General features: G+C 43.3%; 25 protein-coding genes. 5 read left to right on the top strand and 20 right to left on the bottom strand.

Annotated elements, in window-relative coordinates:
- The first annotated feature begins 141 nt into the window (after positions 1 to 141).
- Entirely contained in the window at positions 142 to 765 is a 624-nt protein-coding gene (locus BM375_RS09985) for an OmpH/Skp family outer membrane protein (RefSeq protein ID WP_093365717.1), read from the top strand.
- A 75-nt stretch (positions 766 to 840) separates the two neighbouring features.
- Positions 841 to 1,743 (top strand): CorA family divalent cation transporter, encoded by a 903-nt coding sequence (locus tag BM375_RS09980; protein WP_093365715.1) that lies wholly within the window; start codon positions 841 to 843, stop codon positions 1,741 to 1,743.
- On the opposite strand, the gene tsaB is transcribed toward BM375_RS09980, so the two are convergent.
- From tsaB to mscL, 5 genes are all read right to left on the bottom strand, one after another.
- A complete protein-coding gene (gene tsaB / locus BM375_RS09975) occupies positions 1,740 to 2,435 on the bottom strand; it encodes a tRNA (adenosine(37)-N6)-threonylcarbamoyltransferase complex dimerization subunit type 1 TsaB (protein WP_093365713.1) in 696 nt (231 codons plus the stop codon). The two genes, BM375_RS09980 and tsaB, sit on opposite strands and share 4 nt — an antisense overlap.
- Before the next feature lie 6 nt (positions 2,436 to 2,441).
- Positions 2,442 to 2,678 (bottom strand): membrane protein insertion efficiency factor YidD, encoded by a 237-nt coding sequence (yidD, locus tag BM375_RS09970; protein WP_244525872.1) that lies wholly within the window; start codon positions 2,676 to 2,678, stop codon positions 2,442 to 2,444.
- Positions 2,659 to 3,114 (bottom strand): ribonuclease P protein component, encoded by a 456-nt coding sequence (locus BM375_RS09965; protein ID WP_244525871.1) that lies wholly within the window; start codon positions 3,112 to 3,114, stop codon positions 2,659 to 2,661. The genes yidD and BM375_RS09965 overlap by 20 nt, the downstream gene beginning before the upstream one ends.
- A 12-nt stretch (positions 3,115 to 3,126) precedes the next feature.
- Positions 3,127 to 3,285 (bottom strand): 50S ribosomal protein L34, encoded by a 159-nt coding sequence (gene rpmH, locus BM375_RS09960; RefSeq protein WP_075991291.1) that lies wholly within the window; start codon positions 3,283 to 3,285, stop codon positions 3,127 to 3,129.
- Positions 3,286 to 3,403: 118 nt separating this feature from the next.
- Positions 3,404 to 3,817 (bottom strand): large-conductance mechanosensitive channel protein MscL, encoded by a 414-nt coding sequence (mscL, locus tag BM375_RS09955; protein ID WP_093365707.1) that lies wholly within the window; start codon positions 3,815 to 3,817, stop codon positions 3,404 to 3,406.
- Positions 3,818 to 4,038: 221 nt separating this feature from the next.
- On the opposite strand from mscL, the gene BM375_RS09950 reads away from it, so the two are divergent.
- Entirely contained in the window at positions 4,039 to 4,683 is a 645-nt protein-coding gene (locus BM375_RS09950) for a response regulator transcription factor (RefSeq protein WP_093365705.1), read from the top strand.
- A 152-nt stretch (positions 4,684 to 4,835) separates the two neighbouring features.
- On the opposite strand, the gene BM375_RS09945 is transcribed toward BM375_RS09950, so the two are convergent.
- The 14 genes from BM375_RS09945 to mraZ all read right to left on the bottom strand — a co-directional run bounded on the left by BM375_RS09945 (position 4,836) and on the right by mraZ (position 22,419).
- Positions 4,836 to 5,975, bottom strand: a complete 1,140-nt coding sequence (locus BM375_RS09945) for a sugar phosphate isomerase/epimerase family protein (protein WP_093365704.1) — start codon at positions 5,973 to 5,975, stop codon at positions 4,836 to 4,838.
- Positions 5,976 to 6,189: 214 nt separating this feature from the next.
- The gene (ftsZ, locus tag BM375_RS09940; RefSeq protein WP_093365702.1) at positions 6,190 to 7,884 is read right to left on the bottom strand and encodes a cell division protein FtsZ; all 1,695 of its coding nucleotides are present in this window, start codon (positions 7,882 to 7,884) and stop codon (positions 6,190 to 6,192) included.
- Between the two features lie 139 nt (positions 7,885 to 8,023).
- On the bottom strand, positions 8,024 to 9,397 hold the full coding sequence (ftsA, locus tag BM375_RS09935) for a cell division protein FtsA (protein WP_093365701.1): 1,374 nt from the start codon (positions 9,395 to 9,397) through the stop codon (positions 8,024 to 8,026).
- 38 nt (positions 9,398 to 9,435) lie between these two features.
- Positions 9,436 to 10,251 (bottom strand): cell division protein FtsQ/DivIB, encoded by an 816-nt coding sequence (locus tag BM375_RS09930; protein WP_244525870.1) that lies wholly within the window; start codon positions 10,249 to 10,251, stop codon positions 9,436 to 9,438.
- A 4-nt stretch (positions 10,252 to 10,255) separates the two neighbouring features.
- Positions 10,256 to 11,611 carry a UDP-N-acetylmuramate--L-alanine ligase gene (gene murC / locus BM375_RS09925; protein ID WP_093365699.1) on the bottom strand — a complete coding sequence of 452 codons (1,356 nt, stop codon included), beginning with the start codon at positions 11,609 to 11,611 and terminating at the stop codon, positions 10,256 to 10,258.
- A gap of 5 nt (positions 11,612 to 11,616) precedes the next feature.
- Positions 11,617 to 12,723: an undecaprenyldiphospho-muramoylpentapeptide beta-N-acetylglucosaminyltransferase gene (gene murG / locus BM375_RS09920; protein WP_093365697.1), complete on the bottom strand. Its 1,107-nt coding sequence runs from the start codon at positions 12,721 to 12,723 to the stop codon at positions 11,617 to 11,619.
- 262 nt (positions 12,724 to 12,985) lie between these two features.
- The gene (locus BM375_RS09915; RefSeq protein ID WP_093365696.1) at positions 12,986 to 14,182 is read right to left on the bottom strand and encodes an FtsW/RodA/SpoVE family cell cycle protein; all 1,197 of its coding nucleotides are present in this window, start codon (positions 14,180 to 14,182) and stop codon (positions 12,986 to 12,988) included.
- 215 nt (positions 14,183 to 14,397) lie between these two features.
- A complete protein-coding gene (murD, locus tag BM375_RS09910; protein ID WP_093365694.1) occupies positions 14,398 to 15,771 on the bottom strand; it encodes a UDP-N-acetylmuramoyl-L-alanine--D-glutamate ligase in 1,374 nt (457 codons plus the stop codon).
- A 4-nt stretch (positions 15,772 to 15,775) separates the two neighbouring features.
- The gene (mraY, locus tag BM375_RS09905) at positions 15,776 to 17,020 is read right to left on the bottom strand and encodes a phospho-N-acetylmuramoyl-pentapeptide-transferase (protein ID WP_093365693.1); all 1,245 of its coding nucleotides are present in this window, start codon (positions 17,018 to 17,020) and stop codon (positions 15,776 to 15,778) included.
- Positions 17,021 to 17,028: 8 nt separating this feature from the next.
- Positions 17,029 to 18,483 (bottom strand): UDP-N-acetylmuramoyl-L-alanyl-D-glutamate--2,6-diaminopimelate ligase, encoded by a 1,455-nt coding sequence (locus BM375_RS09900; protein ID WP_093365691.1) that lies wholly within the window; start codon positions 18,481 to 18,483, stop codon positions 17,029 to 17,031.
- Between the two features lie 2 nt (positions 18,484 to 18,485).
- Positions 18,486 to 20,606, bottom strand: coding sequence for a penicillin-binding protein (locus BM375_RS09895; RefSeq protein ID WP_093365690.1), 2,121 nt, complete (start codon positions 20,604 to 20,606; stop codon positions 18,486 to 18,488).
- 12 nt (positions 20,607 to 20,618) lie between these two features.
- Positions 20,619 to 21,026 (bottom strand): FtsL-like putative cell division protein, encoded by a 408-nt coding sequence (locus BM375_RS09890; protein ID WP_093365688.1) that lies wholly within the window; start codon positions 21,024 to 21,026, stop codon positions 20,619 to 20,621.
- 12 nt (positions 21,027 to 21,038) lie between these two features.
- On the bottom strand, positions 21,039 to 21,953 hold the full coding sequence (gene rsmH / locus BM375_RS09885; protein WP_093365798.1) for a 16S rRNA (cytosine(1402)-N(4))-methyltransferase RsmH: 915 nt from the start codon (positions 21,951 to 21,953) through the stop codon (positions 21,039 to 21,041).
- Entirely contained in the window at positions 21,946 to 22,419 is a 474-nt protein-coding gene (gene mraZ, locus BM375_RS09880; protein ID WP_093365687.1) for a division/cell wall cluster transcriptional repressor MraZ, read from the bottom strand. Before mraZ ends, rsmH begins: the two co-directional genes overlap by 8 nt.
- Positions 22,420 to 23,300: 881 nt before the next feature.
- Here mraZ and BM375_RS09875 point away from each other — a divergent pair.
- Positions 23,301 to 23,519 (top strand): hypothetical protein, encoded by a 219-nt coding sequence (locus BM375_RS09875; RefSeq protein ID WP_093365686.1) that lies wholly within the window; start codon positions 23,301 to 23,303, stop codon positions 23,517 to 23,519.
- A gap of 174 nt (positions 23,520 to 23,693) precedes the next feature.
- Positions 23,694 to 23,954, top strand: a complete 261-nt coding sequence (locus BM375_RS09870; RefSeq protein WP_093365684.1) for a DUF1456 family protein — start codon at positions 23,694 to 23,696, stop codon at positions 23,952 to 23,954.
- Positions 23,955 to 24,011: 57 nt separating this feature from the next.
- On the opposite strand, the gene BM375_RS09865 is transcribed toward BM375_RS09870, so the two are convergent.
- Entirely contained in the window at positions 24,012 to 24,437 is a 426-nt protein-coding gene (locus tag BM375_RS09865; RefSeq protein ID WP_093365683.1) for a hypothetical protein, read from the bottom strand.
- Positions 24,438 to 24,652: the final 215 nt, after the last annotated feature.

Raw genomic sequence — 24,652 nt, 5'->3', positions numbered from 1 at the left:
CCAAGAATGCTATATTTTGCCTTGAACCAAAGCAAGATAAAATAGATTTTTATCAAGATTACGGAGGAAGCTAAGGAAATTTAATTTTTTTATAGTAGGTTTGTTGCTTGAAATTCAAAAATTGGAAAATTAATAGAAAGAATGAATAAATTATTTAAAACTTTATCACAAGCAGCCTTCGGGTTGATCGTAGTGGCAAGCATTGCATCATGTAATCAAAATGCCAATACAGCAGCAAACAAAACCAATGATTCATCTAACACTTCGACATCTCCGTCTGCTAAGGAGGAAAAGATTGTGTACATCAATTCAGATTCCCTTTCTGAAAAATATGAATATTTCAAAGACATCAGAGCTAACTTAGAAGCTAAAGTAAAGAAAGCACAGAACGATTTGCAGTCTAAAGGTCAGGCTTTCCAACGCGAGGTAGCAGAATATCAGCAAAAAGCCCCGTCTATGAGTGCATCTGAGCGTCAGGCAACGGAAGAAAAATTGGCTCGCAAGCAAGATGAATTGGGACGTTTAGATCAAAATGCTTCCGCTTCACTAGCACAGGACGAAGCTACCGAGTTCAACAATGTGTACAATAGCATCACAGAATACTTAAAGAAACATGCGGAAGAAAAGGGATACACCTTAGTGTTAACCTATTCAAAATCTAACCCAACAGTATTATACGCTGACTCCAAACTGGAAATTACAAACGAAGTGATCGAATCGTTGAACAAAGAATATAAAGACAAAAAAGCGAAAGAGAAAAAATAAGACTTTTTTTAAGTAAATGTAAAAGCCCGCAGATGCGGGCTTTTACATTTACTTAAAACATAAATACGACAGGCTATGGTAAGGCACATCTTGGACAAAACGAACAGTACTTTTGAGTGGTATGACATCACGAATCCAACAGAAGAAGACTTCGTACAATTAAAACCGCTCTTCAATCTGAATGAAGCTTCTATCAAAGACTGTCTTCAAACCGGACAACTGCCAAAAATTGAAGAGTTCGACAACTACCACTTTCTTATCCTGCGTTCCATTCCGACGGATTTTGACAATTTCTCTGATTCGCTGACGGAGATAACAGAACGTGTATCCGTGTTTTTCAGCGAAAGTTTTGTCATCACCGTTCATCGCGAAAAAGTAGATTATTTAGAACGCCTGATAGACCGTTACCCCACAACAAAGCTACAATCCAGTCGAACATTCATCAATCATATCACATCAGAAGCACTAAAGACATTTGAAAATTTTGTTATCCATAAGCTAAACCCGCAATTGGACAACTACGAGGAAATGGTATTTCTCAACAAACGCAAGAAAGGCTTCCTGCGTCAATTGTATTATATAAAACGGCAAATCGATGTTATCCGCATCATATTGACCCTATACCGGGATATTGTTGACTATTTCCATCTACCCGCATTCCAGAATATATATACGCAGGACCTGAAAGACATCTATGCCCGCTCAGCCACCTTATACCGTAACATTGCGGAGAACACCGCACAATTGCTCAGTGTATATTTCAACATCGAGTCCAACCACACGAATGATATTATGCGCACACTCACCATCATATCCGTGTTCTTTATGCCTTTGACGTTTATTGTCGGGGTATATGGGATGAATTTCAAAAATATGCCCGAATTAGAATGGTATTACGGCTATCCAGCGATCATGATTTTCATGATGCTCTTAGCGCTATTGATCTACTTTTGGTTCAAACGGAAAAAGTGGCTTTAAACTCTTTTCTTCGGCGTCGTTGGTATGAAGTCCTTGAGGTAGAAAGGTTCAAAGTAAATAACGTCCTCAAAATCCTTAGCCTGGAATTTCTGAAAAGCTATGCTGCTTAAAAAGGCTGCTGAAGCAACAAACGCCGGATGTACTGTGACATAAGGTGTCTGCTGAAATAGTTCGCTGAACTTATCCGCACCACTTCCGAACAATACTACCTGCTGTCCACTCCACTGCTCAAACGAGGTTTCATCCACAATCTTGGCCACGGTACTGCTTAAAGGCTTTCCTTGTATATCATAAGAAGCCGTATACACTTCCATGCGGCGTGCATCTATCATCGGAAATAATACGTTATACGCTTCCCCTTGATTCTTACCTAAGAAACCTTGTACCATAGCATCCAATGTAGGCACTGCAATCAACGGAACATCCAAGGCATAGCATAACCCCTTAGCCGTAGACACTCCAATACGAAGCCCTGTATAGGAACCCGGACCCTGGCTCACTGCCACCGCATTAAGCGCCGATAACTCTACCCCAGCTAGCTCCATTACCTTCGCTATAAATTGGGTCAGATGGGTTGCATGCAAGTTTTGCTCATTGGCCTCTTTCAACGCAATGATTTCTCCATTCAAGCTCAAGGCAACCGAACAAACAGGCGTTGCCGTTTCGATATGTAGTATATAACTATTTTCCATAAATAATCAAGGGACAGGATCATGCCCATGACCACCCCAAGGATGGCAACGCAATATTCGCTTAATAGCCATTGCTCCGCCTTTAAACGGACCATATTTCAAGATAGCCTCTTTCCCATATTGCGAGCAGGTTGGTGTATAACGACAATTAGCTCCCAATAATGGAGATATGAAAAGCTGATACATGCGAATGATAAGCACAAAAAGCCATTGCAACGGCTGCTTAATCAGTTTGTTCCACATATTTTTTAGCAAGCTCATCAATTATCTTTGTCAATACACCGTCCATACGTTCATACAGGTAGGAAGAAAGTAATTTTTCTTTCCCTACGTACTGAAAGGCAATAAGCAAATGTAAAGAATGTTCCTGTAGAAAAGGATATAACTTTGATTTCTGAAGTCTATAGCACTCCCGCATCCTGCGCTTCAACAGATTGCGATCTACCGCATGCTTGTAGCGGCGCTTAGGCACAGATATAATTACCTGTGCAGGTGCTTCCGCCTTATGAGGACGTTCATCAATAACCAAGAACACCACCCTATAGGGGTACATAATAAAAGAAGAACCATTATGGAAAAGACTATCAATAAGTCTTTTGCTACATAACCGTTCTTCTTTTGAAAATCTATGGTTCATGGATGACTGCGTGCCGGCTCGTGAGCTCGGATAGTTAGTCACCGGCGAAGATTATTATCCTTTATGACGGTATTCGTCAGATACTGTAAGGCGTTTTCTTCCTTTAGCTCTACGAGAAGCCAATACTCTTCTACCATTTGCAGAACTCATACGCTCTCTGAATCCGTGCTTATTTCTTCTTTTTCTTTGCGAAGGCTGAAATGTTCTTTTCATGACGCTAATATGCTTATTTTAATTTTTCTTAATCTATATGTTTCCCTACAAGGGAACGCAAAAGTACAGTTATTTTAGAAAAGAAGCAAAATAATCTTAAAAAAAGATAACCACTCGATTATTTACTTCTTAAGATATCACGTATTTCAGCAAGAAGCACTTCTTCTTTCGATGGTTCTGCAGGAGCTTCCGGCTCAGGCGCAACCTCTTCTTTTCTCTTCAACGAGTTTATCCCTTTAATTACCAAAAAGATACAAAAAGCAATAATCAAAAACTGGATGATCACATTGATGAAGTTACCATATTTAATCGCTACTTCTGCAACACCTTCTGCTTCATTAGCTTCGGTCAAGACATATTGCAAATTGGAGAAATCTACTCCTCCGGTGATGAATCCAATAGGTGGCATAATGACATCATCCACCAAGGAAGTCACTATCTTACCAAATGCACCGCCGATAACCACACCGACAGCCAAATCGATAACGCTGCCGCGCATCGCAAATTCCTTAAATTCTTTTAAAAACCCCATACCTTAAAATTATATAATTCCTAACAAAAATGATAATTAAAAGCGCAATATTCAAAAAGATTAAAACTTTTTTTTAACATCTATCCATAAAAAAACCGTAATATCTGCCATAGGCTTAGATTTTCTTATCAATTTATGTATATTTGCCTCTAATAGGTAAGCTACATCACCATTAAATTAATTTTCAAACACCAGAAACTGAACGAGTTAATCGCAATTACATGAAAAAGATATTAATAGCTGACGACCATAGCATCGTGATATTGGGAGCGTCCATAGTCATTAAAGAGAATTTTCCTGATGTGCAGATTCTACAAGCTCAGAGCTATGACGAAGTTTATCAGCATTTAAAACAAGAAAGGTTTGACCTCTTATTGCTGGATATCAACATGCCAGGCGGTAATAATATACAGGTCATCAAGGAAATTCTTCAAATCCAAGAAGACGCCAAAATATTGGTATTCTCCTCGTATGAAGAAAATATATACGCTCTTCGTTATATTACTGCCGGAGCCAGCGGCTACCTAAATAAAAACACTGCCATGTCTGAGCTGAACAATGCCATTAGCAGCATAATGCTACGTGGTAAATATATGTCAGAAGCGGTAAAAGACCTTTATATACAGAAGCTCACCACAACAAAATCATCGGTAGATGGCAGCAACCAGCTTAACAAATTATCCAATCGGGAAATGGATGTCGCTAAGCACCTTATCAAGGGACTTGGTATCATGGAGATGTCCAGTCTACTAAACTTAAGTTCTTCAACTGTCAGCACCTATAAGAGCCGTATCTTCGAAAAGCTCAATGTACACAACGTTCCTGAACTGATTGAGCTATTCAAATTACACGCAGAAGAACAATAAGTCAAATCGACACAACATTTTCGAGATATTTTCTCGAATACTATAGGAAAGAAAAAGAGCCTGAATCTAATCTGCAGATTAGATTCAGGCTCTCTTCTTTACCGCTCATTCAAAATGATAATTTTATTTTGAGCCATGGCTTAACTTAAGGCTTATAACTCCCCTACCGTTACTTCCGGAATATCCTGCACATCAGGAATAGTTAAGGCCTTATAGGACTTATACACATATCCTTCGCTTGCATCCAAATCCCACAGCAAAGGTGCTAAGAAGTTGATGCAGTTTTTAAAGCCTTGATTGGTCGCTGCCAAAATACCCGTATCTTTCGAGTTCTTCGCTTCGTTTTCTATTTCAAAAGCGCCATCGAAACCGCGTCTGTGCAACACCGAGACAAAATCGTTCCAATCCATATTATCCGTTCCGCCAAAGCCAGGCAACATCGCTTCATAGTGATGACGATCCCAGTCATGTTTCGGAATGTCTACTCCTGCTTTTTCTGCCAGTGCAACATCCACATGCTGCATCGGGTACATACCGCCCCATGCTACACGTGCCTCATTTTTCAAGTTGCGTGTGGTCTTCACATGGATACGCTTTAACCGGCTAATATCCATCTGCTCCATAACATCAACTGGATTGGTATTTTGCCAAATATCATGCGACGGGTCATATATCTCTCCATGTGCCTTGCTCGGAATCATGGCATACATCAGTTTACGTGCAGCCAATACCGCAGGTAAATTATTATAAGTAGAAGAATAGCGGGATGAACGCCAGCCTTCCATCGGACAGTTCTCGTATACGATAGTCACCCCTAAGCTTTCCGCATACTTAACAATAGGCTCAAAAACACGCTTATATTCATCTAAGTTTTTCTGGAAGCCATCAATCTCATTGCCTAGTTCATGGTTATAGCCCACAAAAGTACCTACTTTAACATCGTTAGCATCGCCCCCTAGCAAATACGCAATACGGATCAAACGCAACAAGTGGTTTTGGTTTTTAACACGTTGCTCTGGATCACCACCGATCATATTCTCGAAAGCACCTAAGGATAAGCGCAGCTCCGCTTGGTTAAACTTCTCAATTAGTCGTTTACCGTCCTCTGCCGTAAAGTTTTCGTATTCTAAATGAGTTGCCGTATGATCCTCGCGTGTTCCGTCTTTTCTAAACACACACAAATCGATACCTTGGGCACCAACTTCTTTCGCTGTATCAATCAATTCGTCCAAAGATAATTTATCGTAGGCCGAACTCATGACCCAAATCGGGTTATTCAATTTAGCTGACATATTTTTTTATTAGGATTAGTTTCACATGTAAATATATAAAAAAACAACTATAAAAATAGTGGATATCCCCGGACTTCCCAAGGTAAACACATCATAAATTATTTTCAATGGAATCTGTGTTGAGGTAAAATGGAGGGTTTTATTAGAGCCAAGGATAGGACAAAAAAAGAGCTGTCCAATAATGAACAGCTCCTTTTATTTAAATAGGATAAGATTAATCTACGTTATCGTGCAAGAACGAGTTGTTCGGGCGGATTTCAGTTTCTCCTTCATCAAAGGACAAAGTGAATCTGGAAATCTGCGATTGCGAAGAGTGCGGCACATCTTCTAACGACTTCTGTCTTCTTTTATATGCCGGCTCATTCTCCAATTCCTGCAATCCGTTAGACGATTTCAATTTCATACTCAACTCTTTCAGACGCAAGATACGCTCCTTGGTCTTCATCAGCTGATCTTCGAAATCAATCTCTTTCGGTTGCTCTGGCGCAACATACGCAACAACTTCCTCTTCTTGTTTATCTTCAAAAGATGGATACTCCTCCTCTTTCGTTTCTTCTTTAGCTCCGTAAGCGTCAAACATCGATGGCAGTTTGAATTCAAACATCGAAGGCGAAGTCTTCAATTCAAAGCCAGAATTATCAGGCTCCGGCTGTTGCTCTTCTTCCTGCTCTTCCACATTCAGCGTGTGGCGGATGATTTGTGGTTCCTCATTTTTCACCACTGCCGCATGAATGGGCTTTGGTGTCGTGAACAAATCCACAGGTTGCGTCGGAGGTACAATATTGTTTACTGTGTTTTCAACCGGTTTGATGAAAGGCTGTGCAGCAGGCTCTTGTTTAGCCACAAACTGATTTTGCGCAACCGGTTTAACAAATTGTGTTGCTGTAGGCTCAGGTGTCAAAGGCAAAGCAATTTTCTCTTTTTCTTTCTCTTTAACACGCTCTTCAGCCGTTTGGAATCCTGTAGCGATGATCGTTACAGACAACTCGTCATCCAGATTTTCATCAATACAGTTACCCCAGATAAGATCCGCAGATAAGCCTGCTTTTTCCTGAATATAATCCGTAACAATAGCTACTTCATCCATTGTTACTTCGTTTTTACCCGAAGTGATGTTTAATAGGATATAGCGTGCACCCTCAATTTCGTTATCTTTCAACAACGGTGAAGCCAATGCACCAGTAACGGCTTCTATCGCGCGGTTCTCACCTGTAGAAACACCATTACCCATGATAGCCACACCACTATCGTTCATCACCGTACGCACATCTTTAAAATCCACGTTCACATAACCCGGAATGGTGATAATCTCGGCAATACCTTTGGCTGCAGTTGTCAAAATATCATCTGCTTTCGCAAAAGCGGCCTGCATCGTCAAGTTACCAAAAATCTCCCGTAGGCGATCGTTGGAAATGACCAAGTATGAGTCTACATATTTACGTAGTTCGGCCATACCTTCTTCCGCCTGTGAACGACGTCGTTTACCTTCAAACGTAAAAGGAGTAGTCACAATAGCCACAGTCAGGATACCCAATTCTTTTGCTGCTTTGGCCAATACAGGGCTTGCCCCCGTACCTGTACCACCACCCATACCAGCAGTGATAAAAAGCATTTTGGTATTCGTCCCCAGCATACGCTTGATGTCCTCGATGCTCTCGATAGCCGAGTTCTCACCAACATCAGGATCTGCTCCAGCTCCCATACCCTCGGTTAAGCTCGCGCCCAACTGTACCTTGTTCGGGATTGGACTCAGCTCCAAAGCTTGCGCATCTGTATTGCAAACGATAAAATCGACCCCGCTGATTCCTTGCTTGTACATGTGGTTTACGGCATTGCCGCCACCACCTCCCACACCAATAACCTTAATTATTGATGAGTTTTCCTTTAACATTTCAAATTGTATCGACATAAAAATACCCTATTTAACTCTTGCTAAACCACTTACAAAACCAACTTAGGCTCAGCAATACAAATGTAATTATACCAAAATCTTAACAAGAGTTTTCCACAATTGTTAGAATGTGGAAAAATTACCCCTTGTGGAAAACTTACTTCTTACCGATAAACGTATCGTCATCAATTCCCGCATCATCCTTGATGAAATCCGACAGGATTTTTGTAAACCAGCTTTCCTTTTTATCTTTTCCTTTTGCGATCTCCGCAACCTTATCTTTATCTTTTGCAGGCGTTTTCTTCAAAACCACCTCCTGCTGCGTTGCTTCTTCCTCTTCAAGGGTCTGCACACCTTTAATCAACAAACCGATCGAAGTCGCATACATCGGGCTTTTCAGTTCTTCCAATGCCTGGCGGTTCAACATTTCGGTTTTAGCCAAATATTCGTTCGGATAACCAATGCGGCAACCAATGCCCGTGATATACTCCACCAATTGTACCAGATGTTTCAATTGAGCACCACCACCTGTAATCACAATACCAGCGATCAGCTTATCCTCATAACCTGAAGATTTAATCTCGTAGTATACGTGCTCGATGATTTCCTCCATCCGTGCCTGAATAATATAAGCCAGATTTTTCACCGAAATCTCTTTCGCCTCACGGCCACGGATCCCTGGCACACAGATAACCTCATTATCTTTATTCTCATCTGCCAAAGCAGAGCCATAGCGCACTTTCAACTGTTCAGCCTGATTACGCAATACAGAGCAACCTTGCTTGATATCTTCCGTCACGATATTCCCACCCAATGGAATAACAGCAGTATGGCGGATAATTCCCTCATGGAAGATAGCCACATCCGTTGTACCGCCACCGATATCAACCAAAACAACACCAGCAGTTTTCTCCTCTTCATCCAACACAGCCTCGGATGAAGCAAGAGGTTCCAAAACCAAAGAAGACACTTCCAAATCCGCATTATCTACACAACGCTTAATATTACGGATATCGGTCACACGACCAGAAATAATATGGAAGTTAGCTTCAACACGACGACCAGCCATACCAATAGGCTCTTTGATTCCCGGCTCGTTATCGATGGTGAACTCTTGCGGCAAGACATGGATAATCTCTTCTCCCGGAGGGAGCACCAGCTTATACATGTCGGAAATCAATTGCTCGACATCCAATCGGCCTACCTCATCGTAATCCCGCTTAGTCAAGATACCACGGTGTTGTATACTTTTGATATGCTGGCCAGCAATACCTACGTTTACAACTTTGATATCTACATTGGACTGCGATTCCGCAATAGAGACCGCCTCCCGGATGCTGCTTACCGTCTTCTGGATATTAGCTACCACCCCACGGTTCACCCCAGACGATTCGGCTTTACCTACACCCAAAAGCTCAATCTTGTTAGTACCACTACGGCGTCCTACCGTTACGCAAATCTTGGTCGTACCGATATCCAATCCTACGATGATTGGATTCTCTTTTTCGTTTTCTGCTAATCTTGGTTTCATATGCTGTGTATTTGTTGCTGTATATTTCCTGTATTACTTTAATTCATTTTCATTGTCATCTGCAAGCTGTCCAAAAACCATCCTTTTTTGCGTTCGCAGATAATCTGGTCGTCATATTTCACATTGACCTTCTCGTAAGCCCCTTCCCCTACTTTTGGTAGGATATTTTTATAAAATATCGTCAAACGTTTCAACTTACCATCGAGGTTGTTCGCATCCCCTAAGATCAATTGCTGCGTACCTAAGCGTGGGATGATTTCGATATCACGGTTATCATTCACATAAAGCTGCACAATTTGATTCTCCCATAACGCATCACCTCGGACATGGTCCACAATCTTCACCAGGTCTTTTACCACCTGCGTATGTATTGTATCCAGAGCCTGCTTATAACCTTCTGCGATATTTCCATTCGCCACCAATACATGTGGCACGTATTTTAGCGTGACAGGCACTTTTGCCCCTTTTGTATCGATATAATATTCCTGTCCATCTCTATTAATCACCCGCAAAATCACCTCGCGTTGCTGTACCGCAATATGCAGCACACCATCCATGTCTGTATGCACTTCTGCCGAAGATACATAAGGCAATTCTGTCAAGGATTCTTCCATCTGCTGTACCGGAATATCGATCATCGGCTTGCCCACTACCGCACCAAACTTGTTTTTCACCAATTCTGAAATATCCTTTTGGTCGATGAATGTCTCTTTGCCTTCCACCACTACTTTCATCGCCGTGCAAGGCTGGTTGACATCCTTTTTCTTCACCAATCCCATCAACATACCTATCCCCACCAAGGCTATGAAAGCCAAGCATACATAACCCACTATTCTCCACGGTATGTTTTGCACCTTTTTAAGCATTTGACAATATTTCTTTTAACGGTTTCACCAATCTGTCAATATCACCTGCACCAACAGTCACGATCAACTCCGGTCTCTCGGCTTCCACCAGCTCCAACACCTCGTTTGGAGCCACAACCCGTTTATTTTCCAACGCTATTTTCTCCAATAGCCATGTAGAATTTACGCCCTCAATCGGCAATTCCCTAGCCGGATAGATTTCCATCAAAAGCAGCTCATCTGCCATAGCCAGCACCTCAGCAAAACCATCCACAAAATCACGTGTACGGCTGAACAAGTGCGGTTGAAATACTACCGTCAATTTCTTTTCCGGATATAGCTTCCGCATCGATGACAAGAAAGCGCGCAATTCCTCTGGGTGATGGGCATAATCGTCGATATAAACGTGATTAGCCTGACGCACGATATACTCAAACCGCCGTTTTACCCCACAGAAAGAAGACAACGCTTCTTTGATTTTCTCTACTTCAATTCCCAATAGCAGCGCTACAGTGATCGCTGCTACTGCATTCTCCACATTGTGCGTACCCGGAATCCCCAGGTGTATATCCGAAATCAGCAATTCACCCGACACATAGTCAAAATAGAATTCACCATCTTCTACACGAATATGCTGCGCATAGGCATCACATTCCTCTTCTTTCGCATAAGTTATCTCACCCGAAAAAGGCAAACCTTTCTTCACAATGGCTTTTCCACCTTCTATCACGCGATCTAAAAACAGCTCAAAAGATTCAATCAGATGACTTTCATCACCGTAGATATCCAAATGGTCTGCATCTGTCGAAGTCACTATCGCAATATTGGGATGTAAGGTCAAGAACGAACGATCATATTCATCGGCCTCAACCACCACCACATTATTATCACCATACAGCACATTGCTGTTGTAGTTGGCGCTTATACCACCCAGGAAGGCTGAGCAATCATATCCTGTCGCTTTCAACAGATGGGCTATCATGCTCGAGGTTGTCGTCTTGCCATGCGTGCCCGCTACAGCAATCGTATACCGACTACCACTGATAATACCCAACACCTCCGAACGCTTATACAATCTGCATCCCTGCCCCTGAAAGAAATTTTTCAATTTCAAATCTTTAGGAACCGCAGGCGTGAAAATCAATAGCGTTTCTTCCGATGGCGTTCGGTAATCTATCGGAAGATTTTCAGGTTCATCTTGATACGACACCGCAATACCTTCAGCAACCAAAGCTTGCGTCAGCTCAGTTTCGGTACGGTCATATCCCTGCACTTCACATCCCAAATGATGGAAGTAACGCGCCAGGCCACTCATCCCTATACCACCGATACCCAAAAGGTAAACCCGCTTTATACGTTCAAGATTCATCCTATCTACTTAATTAATTTTAACACCTCTTTTGCTATGACCTCATCTGCATCCAGCAAGGCCATTTTCTTTATCGCTGCACTTAAGGAAGCTAATTTTGCTTCATCGGCAAACAATTTCATCGCTTCTTCATACAATGTATCCCTCGCCACATCGTCTTTTACCAACACAGCTGCCCCTTTGGATACCAATGCCTCTGCATTTTTGGTCTGGTGATCCTCAGCCACATTTGGCGAAGGCACCAATATCACCGGTTTACCGACAATGCACAACTCGGAGATCGTCCCTGCACCTGCGCGGGAAATAATCAGATCAGCCGCTGCATACGCATAATCCATACGATCCACAAAAGGCATAACCTTGACATGCGCAGGAATCAATTTATCCATGACCAGCACCTCCTTCATGTTGTTGTAGTAAGTTGGCCCGGTCTGCCAGATAACCTGTAAATCGTTGCGTTCCCGGATTTCGTCCATGGCTTCCAACATAAATGCGTTCACCGTTTTTGCGCCCAGACTTCCGCTGGTAACGAAAATGGTTTTCTTACCTTCTTCCAATCCGAAGAAATCCAACGCTTCTTTGCGTTTTCCTTCAATCTCTACAGATGCTCTGCGTACCGGATTGCCGGTCAGCAAAATCTGTTCAGCAGAAAAGAAATTCTCCATACCTTCGTATGCCACACAGATTTTCCGTGCTTTCTTTCCTAATATTTTATTCGTCACACCAGCGTATGAGTTTTGCTCCTGTATCAGTGTAGGCACGCCCATTCGTCCGGCAGCCCACAAAAGCGGCCCCGAGGCATAACCACCCACACCAACAGCCACATCTGCTTTGAACTCTTTAATAATACGCTTTGACTCTCTAAGGCTTTTCAGCAACTTAAATGGCAATTGCAGATTTTTCAATATAGAACCGCGGGAAATCCCCTGAATATCCAACCCAACAATATCATACCCTGCGGCGGGCACACGCTCCATCTCCATCCGCCCGTTTGCCCCAACGAATAGAATTTCAATCTGAGGATCCAAGCGACGCAATGCATTAGCAATCGCAATGGCAGGAAAGATATGTCCTCCTGTACCCCCTCCGCTTATGATTATTTTATGCGCCATTTCTTAGTATTGAGATTTGAGTATTGCGTATTGAGATAACCTCTTTAAACTTTACTCTTTTGTTCTTATTTTTTTAGTATTGAGATTTGAGTATTGCGTATTGAGATAACCTCTTTAAACTTTACTCTTTTGTTCCTATTTTTTTAGTATTGAGATTTGAGTATTGCGTATTGAGATAACCTCCTTAAACTTTACTCTTTCTTCTTTACTCTTTACTCTTTCTTCTTTACTCTTTGCTCTTTCTTCTTTGCTCTTTGCTCTCCTATATCGTCCCCACAACTACTTTCTTCGGCAATTGAACCTCATTTAGTTCTTCTTTGCCTTTAAGTTCTTCAATATTTCTACTCACACTGAGAATAATGCCCAATGCAACGCTTGTAAACAAAATCGATGTTCCTCCCATACTCACCAATGGCAATGGCACCCCGGTTACCGGCCCTAAACCTACCGCTACTGCCATATTGGCCAATGCTTGTATCGTCAGACTGAAGCCCAATCCCGCAGCCAGGAAGGCCCCAAATGCACGTGGACTCAATGTTACGATACGTATACAGCGGTACATCAACGCGATGTACAGGAACAATAAGATTGCACCGCCAATCGTTCCGTACTCCTCAATAATGATTGCAAAGATGAAATCGGAATACGGGTGAGGCAACAGATTCCTGCCAACACTATTTCCTGCTCCTTTACCAAATAGTTCGCCGGATGCAATGGTCATCTTTGCCAGATTGGCCTGATAGTTTTTATCCTCCTGAAAAGGCACATTCGATTTATGCACCTCTTCCGTAGCGAAAAATCCTTTCACACGGCTAAAGTAAGTCGCACGACGAGGGCCAACGGAGATTACAATCAAGCCCAATAGACCAACTCCGAAAGACACCAGTGCTATCTGCTTAAAAGAAATACGCCCAATAAGTAACAACAATACACTTGTTCCGAATAGCATTACCGCTGTCGAAAGGTTCGCCCAAGCAATAAGCACAAACACGATACAGACCGCTCCCATAATCGGCGCAAAGGACTTCTTCACGTCTTTAATTTCTTCTTGCTTACGCGACAGCATTCTTGCCAAGAAGGTAATCAAAGCTAATTTTGCCAAATCCGAAGTCTGAAACGTTTGGTTGATAACCGGAATAGTCACCCAACGGGAGGCATCATTGACCGAACTACCAAAAATCAAGGTGTACAGCAACAACGGAATTGTGATAATCATCAGCAATTTGGAGATACCGGCATAATAGCGGTAGTCCAGCTTATGCGATAGATACATCAGCACCAATCCCACGGCAACAATGGAGAAGTGTTTGAACAAATACAATTCTGTACCCTTACCCTCTTTATAGGCCAACGTACCCACCGAACTGTAAACAGCCAACAACGACCAACCAGAAAGGATGATAACTATAATCCAGATCCACTTATCGCCTTTTAGTTTGTTAAAAATTTGTTCAACCATTTTTTTAGTATTGAGATTTGAGTATTGCTTATTGAGATAACCTCGCTATACCTTACTCATTTGTTCTTATTTTTTTAGTATTGAGATTTTAGTATTGCGTATTGAGATAACCTGCCTAACATCTAATTTTATCTAAAATCCTTTTTACTTATCCATTTAAACATCTCTTTTATCGCAACTCGCATATCGCACATCGCAATACGCTTATCGCACTACTACAATTCCATTACCGCTTCTTTAAATTTATCGCCACGCTCTTCGTAATTCTTAAACCAATCGAAACTAGCACATGCCGGAGACAACAACACCGTATCCCCTTTCTGCGCTAAGTGGGAAGCCATTTCTACAGCATCCTGCATAGACGAACTGTTAACGATCACATCCGTATCTTCTTCAAAAGATTCATGGATGCGTACTGTATCTTCACCGATACACACGATAGCCTTTACCTTGCTTTTCACCAGGTCGCGCAGCATTTCGTAATCATTGCCTTTATCCACCCCGCCCATAATCAGGATGATGTCCGGCGAAAAACTTTCCAATGCGTACCATACCGAATTGACATTCGTCGCTTTAGAATCATTGATATAGTTCACGCCACCAATACAGGCCACATGTTCCAAACGATGTTCAATATTCACATAAGAGCCCATACTCTCCTTCATCGTCTGATTGCGCAATTCCTGCGCTTTGGCAACTAAACCCGATGCCATATTGTTATAGACATTGTGCTTTCCCTGTAATGATAACTCTTCAATATTCATGGCGAATGTTTCTTTATTTGGTACGTTTATCTGTATATCTTTCTGTTCGTCTAAATAAGCTCCAACGTTAACAATCTGCTCCTGTGTAAAAGGCAGATGCACAGCCTTGGTGCTATATTTTTCCAGTCCCTTGACAATCTCACTGTCATCCAGGCAGTAGATGAAATAATCCGCTGCTGTCTGGTTTCTTATCATTCTAAATTTGGAGGCCACATAGTTCTCCATTTTGTAATCGTAACGATCCAGGTGATCCGGCGTGATGTTCAACAATACCGCCACATCCGCACGGAAGTGGTACATATCGTCCAACATGAAGCTGGAGATCTCCAAGACATAGACGGCATGCTTTTCGCGAGCCACCTGCCAGGCAAAGCTCTTTCCGATATTGCCAGCCAATCCTACATCCACACCACCCTTTTGCAACATGTAATATGTCAGCATCGTCGTGGTGGACTTCCCGTTTGATCCCGTGATGCACAACAATCTGGCATCGGTATATTGCGCCGCAAACTCAATCTCCGAAATCATCGGCACCCCTGCTGCACGCAAGGCTTTCACTAAGGGCGCTTTCTCCGGAATCCCCGGGCTTTTCACCACCAAGTCCGCCTTTAGGATACGCTCTTCCGAGTGGTTCAACTCTTCAAAAGCAATCCCCTCACTTAATAAAGTGTTTTTATAGTTCTCCGCAATTGCTCCTTTATCAGAAACAAATACATCAAACCCCTTGTCCTTACCCAAGATAGCAGCGCCAACACCACTCTCTCCTGCCCCTAAGACAACCAAAGAGCCTTGCTGCGGATAATATGTATGAGCGATGTTGGGCATAATACTATCTTACTTTTAAGGTTACTATTGTTAAAATTGCCAAGATGATGGATACAATGAAAAAACGCATAACGATCTTTGATTCATGGTACCCCTTCTTCTGATAATGGTGATGCAACGGCGACATCAAAAATATCCTTCGCCCCTCACCGTATTTCTTTTTCGTGTATTTAAAATACGACACCTGCAAGATGACCGATACGTTCTCCAACAAGAAAATACCACACAATACAGGAATCAATAATTCTTTGCGGATAAGAATCGCAAAAGCAGCAATAATACCACCGATCGCCAAACTACCCGTATCGCCCATAAACACCTGTGCAGGGAAGGCATTATACCACAAGAATCCTGTACAGGCCCCTACAAATGCCCCCGCAAAAATCACCAGCTCACCCGAGTTCGGGATGTACATGATGTTCAGATAATCGGAGAAGATAACGTTACCCGATACATACGCCAGTATCGCCAAGGTAATCCCGATAATAGCCGAGGTTCCCGTGGCGAGCCCATCGATACCATCGGTAATATTAGCACCATTGGATACGGCCGTGACAATGAACACCACCACCACCAAAAACACCAAGAACGTAACCAAGTTTCCATTCAGTCCGAAAGAGCTTAGTACTTTCGCGTAGTCAAATTCATTGTTTTTATAAAAAGGAATGTTCGTCTTGGTCGATTTCACATTCTCTGCATAATAGTGCTGTCCTGTTTGGGTGTCCGTCATGATTTCCACCGCCTTCATGGAAGTCGGGTTACTGACCTGCTGACGCACGACAATTTCCGGATGGAAATACATGGTAATGGCAATCAAGGTTCCCAAGCCAACCTGACCGATAATCTTGAAACGGCCAGCCAAACCCTCTTTGTTCTTACGGAACACTTTAATATAGTCATCCACGAAACCGATAGCCCCCATCCATACCGTCGTCACAATCATGATGATGACATAGATATTGTCCAGCTTGGCAAAGAGCAAGGTCGGAATCAAAATACCGGCAATGATAATCAAACCACCCATGGTTGGCGTACCCGCTTTTTGCTTCTCGCCTTCCAAGCCCAAGTCACGAATTGTCTCCCCAACCTGTTTATTGTGCAGGGCGCGAATCAATCGGCTACCATAGACCGTGGTAATAATCAACGAAACAATAACAGCCATAGCCGTACGGAAGGATATATATTGGAATAATCCTGCTCCTGGAATGTGAAACTGCTCTTGCAACCAAGTGAATAAATAATACAGCATCGTTTCTTTTATTGTTCGTTAAATGTTTGTTCTAAAATCTCTTTATCGTCAAAATGCTGACGCACACCGTTTACTTCCTGATATTTTTCGTGTCCCTTGCCCGCAATCAGGATAATATCCCCTTCCTGCGCCAGATGACAAGCTGCCCGAATAGCCTCCTTGCGGTCAGCTATGGTAAATACATGTTTTCTGTCCTTTGCATCAACCCCGGCCTCCATATCTTTGATAATCTGCATAGGATCCTCCGTACGCGGATTGTCCGAAGTGATGATAACCTTATCGCTCAATTTCACCGCTGTAGCAGCCATCTCTGGCCGTTTGGTTTTGTCCCTGTCGCCTCCACAGCCCAATACGGTAATGATCTGCTGTGTCGGTTGGCGCAAGTTTCGGATAGTATCCAATACATTCGCCACTGCATCCGGTGTATGTGCATAATCAACGATACCGACAACCCCATTCTTGGAACGGATCGTTTCAAAACGCCCTTCTGCACCGCTGATCTCACTCATTGCCGTAAGCACTTTCATGGTTTCCTGTTCCAATAAAATTGCCGTGCCATACACCGCAAGCAAATTGTAGGCATTAAAACCACCTACCAATTTCACCCACAACTCATGCCCATCAATCTGCAACAACATTCCGTCAAAGTGGCTTTCCACAATGCGCGCCTTGAAGTCGGCCATATTTTTAAGGCCATAGGTCTTTTTATAGCCAAAGGTATTCTGCAACATCACCGAACCATTGCGGTCATCCACATTGGTCAAGGCAAAAGCAAAGCGGTCCAAATCATCAAAGAACTTCTTCTTCGCCTTGATATAATGGTCAAAGCTGCCGTGGAAGTCCAAGTGGTCATGGGTAATGTTCGTGAAGATCCCACCTGCGAAACGCAGTCCGGCAATACGCTGCTGCACGACCGCATGCGAGCTGACCTCCATAAAACAATAATCACAGCCTTCATCCACCATCTCGCACAACAATGCGTTAAGCGCAATAGGATCTGGCGTTGTATGGGTAGCCGGAATCACCCGGTCACCAATTTTATTTTCAACCGTAGAAAGCAGACCTACGTGATAGCCCAATTTTGCAAATAAGTTGAACAATAGGGTTGCCACCGTGGTCTTACCATTTGTGCCTGTCACCCCGACCAGCTTCAACTCTTTGGAAGGATCGCCATAGAAATTTGTTGCGACCAATCCCAGCACATAAGCCGTATCATCTACCAGCACATAAGTCACCTCTTTGCTTACATTTTCCGGCAGTGTATCCACCAAAAGAACCTTTGCGCCCAGCCCGATCGCCTTGTCCACATACAGATGCCCATCCGTATGCACTCCACGCACCGCAACAAACATACTGCCCTCGACCACCTTACGTGAATCGAAACAAACGGAAAGAACGTCAACTTCAAGCTGACCTTCCAACTGTTTTACAGGAACCGCATGCAATAGTTCTTTGAGTTTCATACTTAATTCAATAACAATTCAACAGATGACCCCATTTTCATTTTCGCTCCGGCAGCCAATGACTGACTCACTACACGACCTTTGCCCGCTACCTTCGTTTTAAATCCAGCATTTTCCATCGCGTAGATAGCATCGGTCAAGCCCATACCCGCTACATTCGGAACAACACCTTCCTTGATCTGCACTTCCACAAAAGGAACACCTTTTGCAGCCGTATCTTTATGCTGTATCAATGCATTCAGGTTCGTCGGATTAAGATCCAGCGCCTGATACACTTTTAAAGAAGCTTCTTTAGAGCCCTGCAATGTAGAAGGCGCCTTCGCTCCCGCCACATTTACTTTCCGGTTAGCCAACGTACCGTGCAAAGACAGATCATTCGCGTAAACCATATCTGCCAGTTCCTTAAATACCGGACCCGCAATCGCTCCACCGTAATAACCTTTGCGTGGATTACGGATCACCACGATCATGGAATATTTCGGGTTTTCAGCCGGGAAATAACCCGCAAAAGAAGATTGATAACGTCTTGCACCGTAACCACGTGCGCCATCATTCATCTGTGCCGTACCGGTTTTACCTGCCGAACTGTACAACGGCGAGCGCAAACGCTTGCCCGTTCCTTCCAGCATCACCCCTTCCAGCATCTTCTGCGCTTTGCTAATCGCTTCCTTAGAAGCAATCTGCCCGTTGATCACCTTCGCTTCAAATCGTTGTACCGTATTGCCCAAATGACGGATTTCCTTTACAAATAAAGGAGCCACCATTTTACCATCGTTCGCTACTGCATTGTACAAAGTCAAGGTTTGCAATGGCGTCAAGCGCAATTCATAACCATATGCCATCTGCACCAACGACAATTTGCTCCAGGTTTTGCTGTCCGGTGTCTTCACCCAAGGCGTCGCTTCGCCCGGAATCTGCAGACCAAGAGGCTTACCCAAACCAAACTGATGCAACTTAGCCGTATATTTTGCGGGATTGCTACCGTAATGCGTATTGATAAGCTTGGCAATCGCCACGTTAGAAGACTCCTCAAAACCTTCTTTAACCGTCAAAACCGATTTTTTAGGTGCATGTGAATCTTTAATCGTATGCGATGGCACTTTGTATGTACCATTTCCAATATCTACCGTAGAAGAAGTATCGACCTTACCATCATCCAGCAAGGCCAAATAACTCGCCAGCTTGAACGTAGAGCCCGGATCGGCACCCTGCGCAATAGCATAATTAAATTTTTCCCGGAATACACCTTCGCTATCGCGCGTGAAATTGGCAATCGCACGTACTTCCCCCGTCGCCACCTCCATCAAAATCACACAGCCATTATCCGCATCACTGGCAATCAGCTGCTTTTCCAGCGCACGCTGCGCCATATCCTGCATGTTAACATCCAGAGTGGAAATGATATCCGAACCATCCACTGGAGCAACTTCCACTTCCCGGTTCACCGGAACCCATACACCACCGGCAATGCGCTGCATCAACTGCGAACCGCTCTTTCCATCGATATACGAACCGTAAGCTCCTTCCAGACCCACCAATACCGTATCGCCTTTGGTATTTTTATACCCAATGGTACGCGCCGCCAAGTTGGTAAAAGGCAGGATACGCTTGTTTTCCCTTACCGTCACCAAACTGGTCGAATACCGTTTTTTTCCTTCTTTAAATGTGTGAAACAGCGGAAAGGTCTTGATAACCTTCAAATCCTGGTGCGAAACATTCCGCTTAATCAGCATATAACGCTGCTTCTTAGCCCTTGCTTCTTTCAGCGCATTCAGATATTGCCGCGAAGATTTATCCTTGAAATGCGCAGACAATCGCTCCGCAAGAGAATCCACCTTCATATTGAATACATCACTTTCCTCTTCCGGAATAGCCATTGCATCGAAACGCAGCTCATATTCCGGCACCGAAGTAGCCAAAAGGCTTCCGTCGTTGGAATAAATATTACCACGCGCCGCTTCGATAACACGCTCGCGTATAGTCAAGCTATCCACCATCGCACGCCATTCACCACCATCCACGTATTGCAGATGCAGCAACTTCCCGAAGACCAATAAAGCCCCAAACACCATCAGCCCGAACGCCAGGTACACTCGTATAAGTATAGATTTCCTAATATTCATTGACAAAAAGCGTTATTTTTTCTCGTTTACTACTTCTATCTTAATAGGCGGCTCCATGCGCTCCTTCAAACCCAAGGTATCCGCCCGCTTTGCAATCTCCGTTTGCGTGGTTAGCTTCATCAATTCCGACGAAAGCGATTTATAATCCCAACTCAACTCTTTCACATCTCTTCCCAACTTATCAATAGACCGTACCGTACGTTCTGCCAAGTGCCTGTTGGAGATATACAACAATCCCAGCAAAGCCACAAAAGCCGCAAAAGGCAGGTTTCTGGCAACCAGATAACTCGATACTTTTTTTGCAGAGAAGATACTGCGCAGGAAATGTTGCGTTTCTTCAACCTTTTGCTCTACGCTATCGTCCATTTTCTTCTGGACCTCTTCGCTCAATTCTTTATTTTTAATCGTATTGCCCGACATCTTCAAAAAAAATTAAGCCATTTTCTCAGCTATACGCAGTTTCGCACTGCGCGACCTATTATTCACCTCAAGCTCTTCTTTACCCGCAGTAATCGCCTTGCGGCTGATCACCTTGAAGGGCTTGATTTCATTTCCAAAAAAATCTTTCTCCACCTCACCTTTAAACTTACCCTTCTGCATAAAATTCTTAACCAGGCGATCCTCCAACGAGTGATAAGACATCACCACCAAACGCGCTTCCGGTTTCAGAACCGCTACCGTTTGCTCCAGAAAATCCTGCAAAGCCTCCAGCTCCTGATTCACCTCGATACGCAACGCCTGAAAAAGCTGCGCATGATATTTATGCTCTTTCCCTCTCGGCACATGCCTTTTCACCACTTCTTTCAATTGCTCTACTGTCTCGATAGATCCATTCAGACGTGCCGTTACAATCGTCTTGGCCAGCGTCTTGGCATTCTGGATCTCACCGTACATACCAAAAATCCGATGTAGATCTTCCTCCGCATACGTATTCAGCACACGTTTGGCATCCAAATCCGAAATCTGATCCATCCGCATATCCAGATCCGCATCAAAACGAATGGAAAAACCACGACCCGGCGAATCAAACTGATGGGAAGAAACTCCCAAATCTGCCAAAATACCATCCACCTCTTTGATACCCAACAAGCGAAGGTTGTTTTTCAAGAACTTAAAATTCTGATGCACTAAGGTAAACCGCTCATCATCTATCGCATTGCGCACCGCATCCGGATCCTGATCAAAGGCAATCAAACGTCCTTTTGGCCCTAGGCGCTTTAACAGCTCCCGCGAGTGCCCACCACCACCAAATGTCACATCCACATAAACACCATCCGGCTTAATAGCCAAAGCATCCATGCATTCCTGCAACATCACCGGCACGTGATATACGATTTCGTTAGCCATTTTCACCTCCATCTAAATTAAGACCACCCATCACCTGTTCTGCCAAATCCGAGAAATCCTCCTCTGACAACGAACCCATCTGCTCTTCATATTTCGCTTTTGACCACACTTCCACTTTCTCCAGATTACACATCAACACCACTTCCGCATCAATAGAAGCATACGCCAATAGACTTTTAGGCAACAACACTCTTCCCGCCGAGTCCAACAACAGCTCCGTTGCACCACTTGTAAATTTGCGCACAAACTCTCTGTTCTTAGCTTGGAACTGGTTCAACTTAGACAACTGCCCCAGAATCCTGTTCCACTCCGCACGGGTATAAATCACTAAATTTTGCTCGAAGCCACGGTTCACAACAAGCCCTTCACGCTCAACATCAGGCAGTTGCCTTTTGAGCGCTGCAGGAACCACCATTCTTCCTTTGGCGTCCAGCTTGCATTCGTATTCTCCGATCAAATAGTTCATTAGTCTATATACCTAACTAAATTTAAAGTAAAAGTATACACTTTCTCCCACTTTCCCCCACAATATCACACAAAAAAGTTTTCCACATAGAAGAAAAGCTACAAATTACTAGAAAAACATAGCCTACAATCACTTAAAACGGCTTTTCATCCGATTACCCTTCGTGGCAGTAATATGTACCTTATATATAAAAGGACAATCAAGCAGGGATAAATTCACGCCAACAATGCGTATTTACAGCTATGCGTGGGAGAAAGTGGAGGGAGTGATTGGAATCTGAGGTAAGGTAACAGATGTGGCTTTATAAATAGAGGTACACGCGACACGCCTACACCAGCGGTAGGAGGATGCCTAAAAAGGTTCGCAAAACGCGTCATTGCGAGAAGCGCAGCGACGACCGCGAAGCAGCTCCGAAGGAAACCAATCTGCGTTTTTGACATCATTCCCGCCTCAGGCGGGACTTCGTTGCCTCCCACCTCTTTCAAGTTTTACTTCGCAGAACTCACTTCGTTCGGTTAACGAAGTGTAACTTGGAAGGGCAATAAAGCAAGTTTTCAACTTGCCACCTCATCGTTTCTAAGTTGAAAACTTAGGCTATATTATACTCACAAGATACCGCTACGCTCAATCTTGCGAGAGAGTTGGGGAAGCTTTTTAACGACATTAAGCTTGCGACAGCAGAGAGAAATTAAAAAAGTCATAAAAAAAACATTTTTTTTCTTGCAGTTTGACAAAACAATCCTATATTTGCGCCGGCTTTGTAAAAAAGATATGACAAAACGTTTTTAAAATATTTTTACAAAGTTGGGTTACCTTGTTCGTGTAACAGGTATAAAGGGATGTAAAACAAATTTGTTTCAATTAAATAGAAAATTAAAAAAATGAAAAATTTATTCAAATTCGGATTCTTAGGTTTAGCTTTGACAGTTGCTTTCGCTGCTTGTGGTGGTGCAGAAACTAAAACAGAAGAGACTGCTGATTCATTGGCTAACGAAATCGAAAACACTACTGATTCAATCGCTGATTCATTGAACAATGTAGCTGATTCAATCAAAGCTGAAGGTGATTCTATCGCTGATTCTTTGAAAAACGTTCAGTAATCCGAACAACAGTATTTAAAAATACGTAAGAAGTCCTGCTCTATGAGCGGGACTTTTTTTGTTTTATACGTTTTTCTATCCCCCACGACGTAGAGACGCAATAAAATAAATTGCACATCAACTAATCAGGCCAAACGCATCTTATTTTTTCAGAGTTTTCACTACTTTTACAGTATGAGTAACAACGATATCATGAAAAAGCTCCGTGTGGCTTTAAAATTTACGGACGACGACATTATCAAGGTCATGGAATTAGTGGATTTCAAGGTGACGAAAACTGAACTGAGCGCAATATTCCGCAAAGACGACCACCCGAACTTCAAGCCTTGTGGTGACCAGTTTCTCCGCAATTTCCTCAACGGACTGATTATCTACAAACGCGGACGGAGACCGGATAAAAGATCAAGTTCATCTCATAACGATTCTGGTGAATAATCAGTGATCGCGATGGGAATGTATTTTCGCTGACTCTTCTACAGATATGGGAAATTCTTAAACTCGCCTCCTGATTTTTAACCAAACGACAATCCCAATAGCCAGCAGCGCGAACAGCCAATAGACTTCCATCCTAAAGGACTGCCTTTGGCTGTACTGCTCCTTACGGGCTTGTTCTTTCTTCTCGATTGTCCGTTGGTCAAGCTGTTCCTGCTGCTGTGTAAGACTGCTCCCCTTTTCCCATAGCCATAGTGAACCGGAGCCTGCGGTAATACCGCTATCGGCATGGTAACGAAAACTGCTATCGGTCTGGAAATGCCACCAACGACCGAAGCTGTCCACCTGTTGCCAAGTATAACCGTAACGTTTGTCATTGCTTACTTCCTGTGTACTCTGTGTTTTATTTGACCATTGTGCTTTCTCCTTGGTGGAGAGGCAGGCCGTGATGGTGAATAGCGGGATAATATAGATTATTCTTTTCATTGTCTAATAGTATTGGGTATTGAGATATGAGTATTGAGATATGAGCCTGCCTACGGTAGGCAGGCTTCGTCATTTTTCCTCGTCCCGAATGCTTTTTCGGGAACGCGTTTTTTTAATGATTAACAACCTTTTTGGATATCCCCAATCAATGTGACATCAGGAGTCAAAGACTCCCCTTTATGGGCAATCCGTAGAGAGCCCCTTCCAAATCCCTG

The sequence above is a fragment of the Sphingobacterium wenxiniae genome (assembly GCF_900116225.1).
GTDB classification, from domain to species: Bacteria; Bacteroidota; Bacteroidia; order Sphingobacteriales; family Sphingobacteriaceae; genus Sphingobacterium; species Sphingobacterium wenxiniae.
The sequence above is the reverse complement of the archived record's forward strand: the minus strand, read 5'-3'. Positions and strand labels throughout refer to the sequence as shown.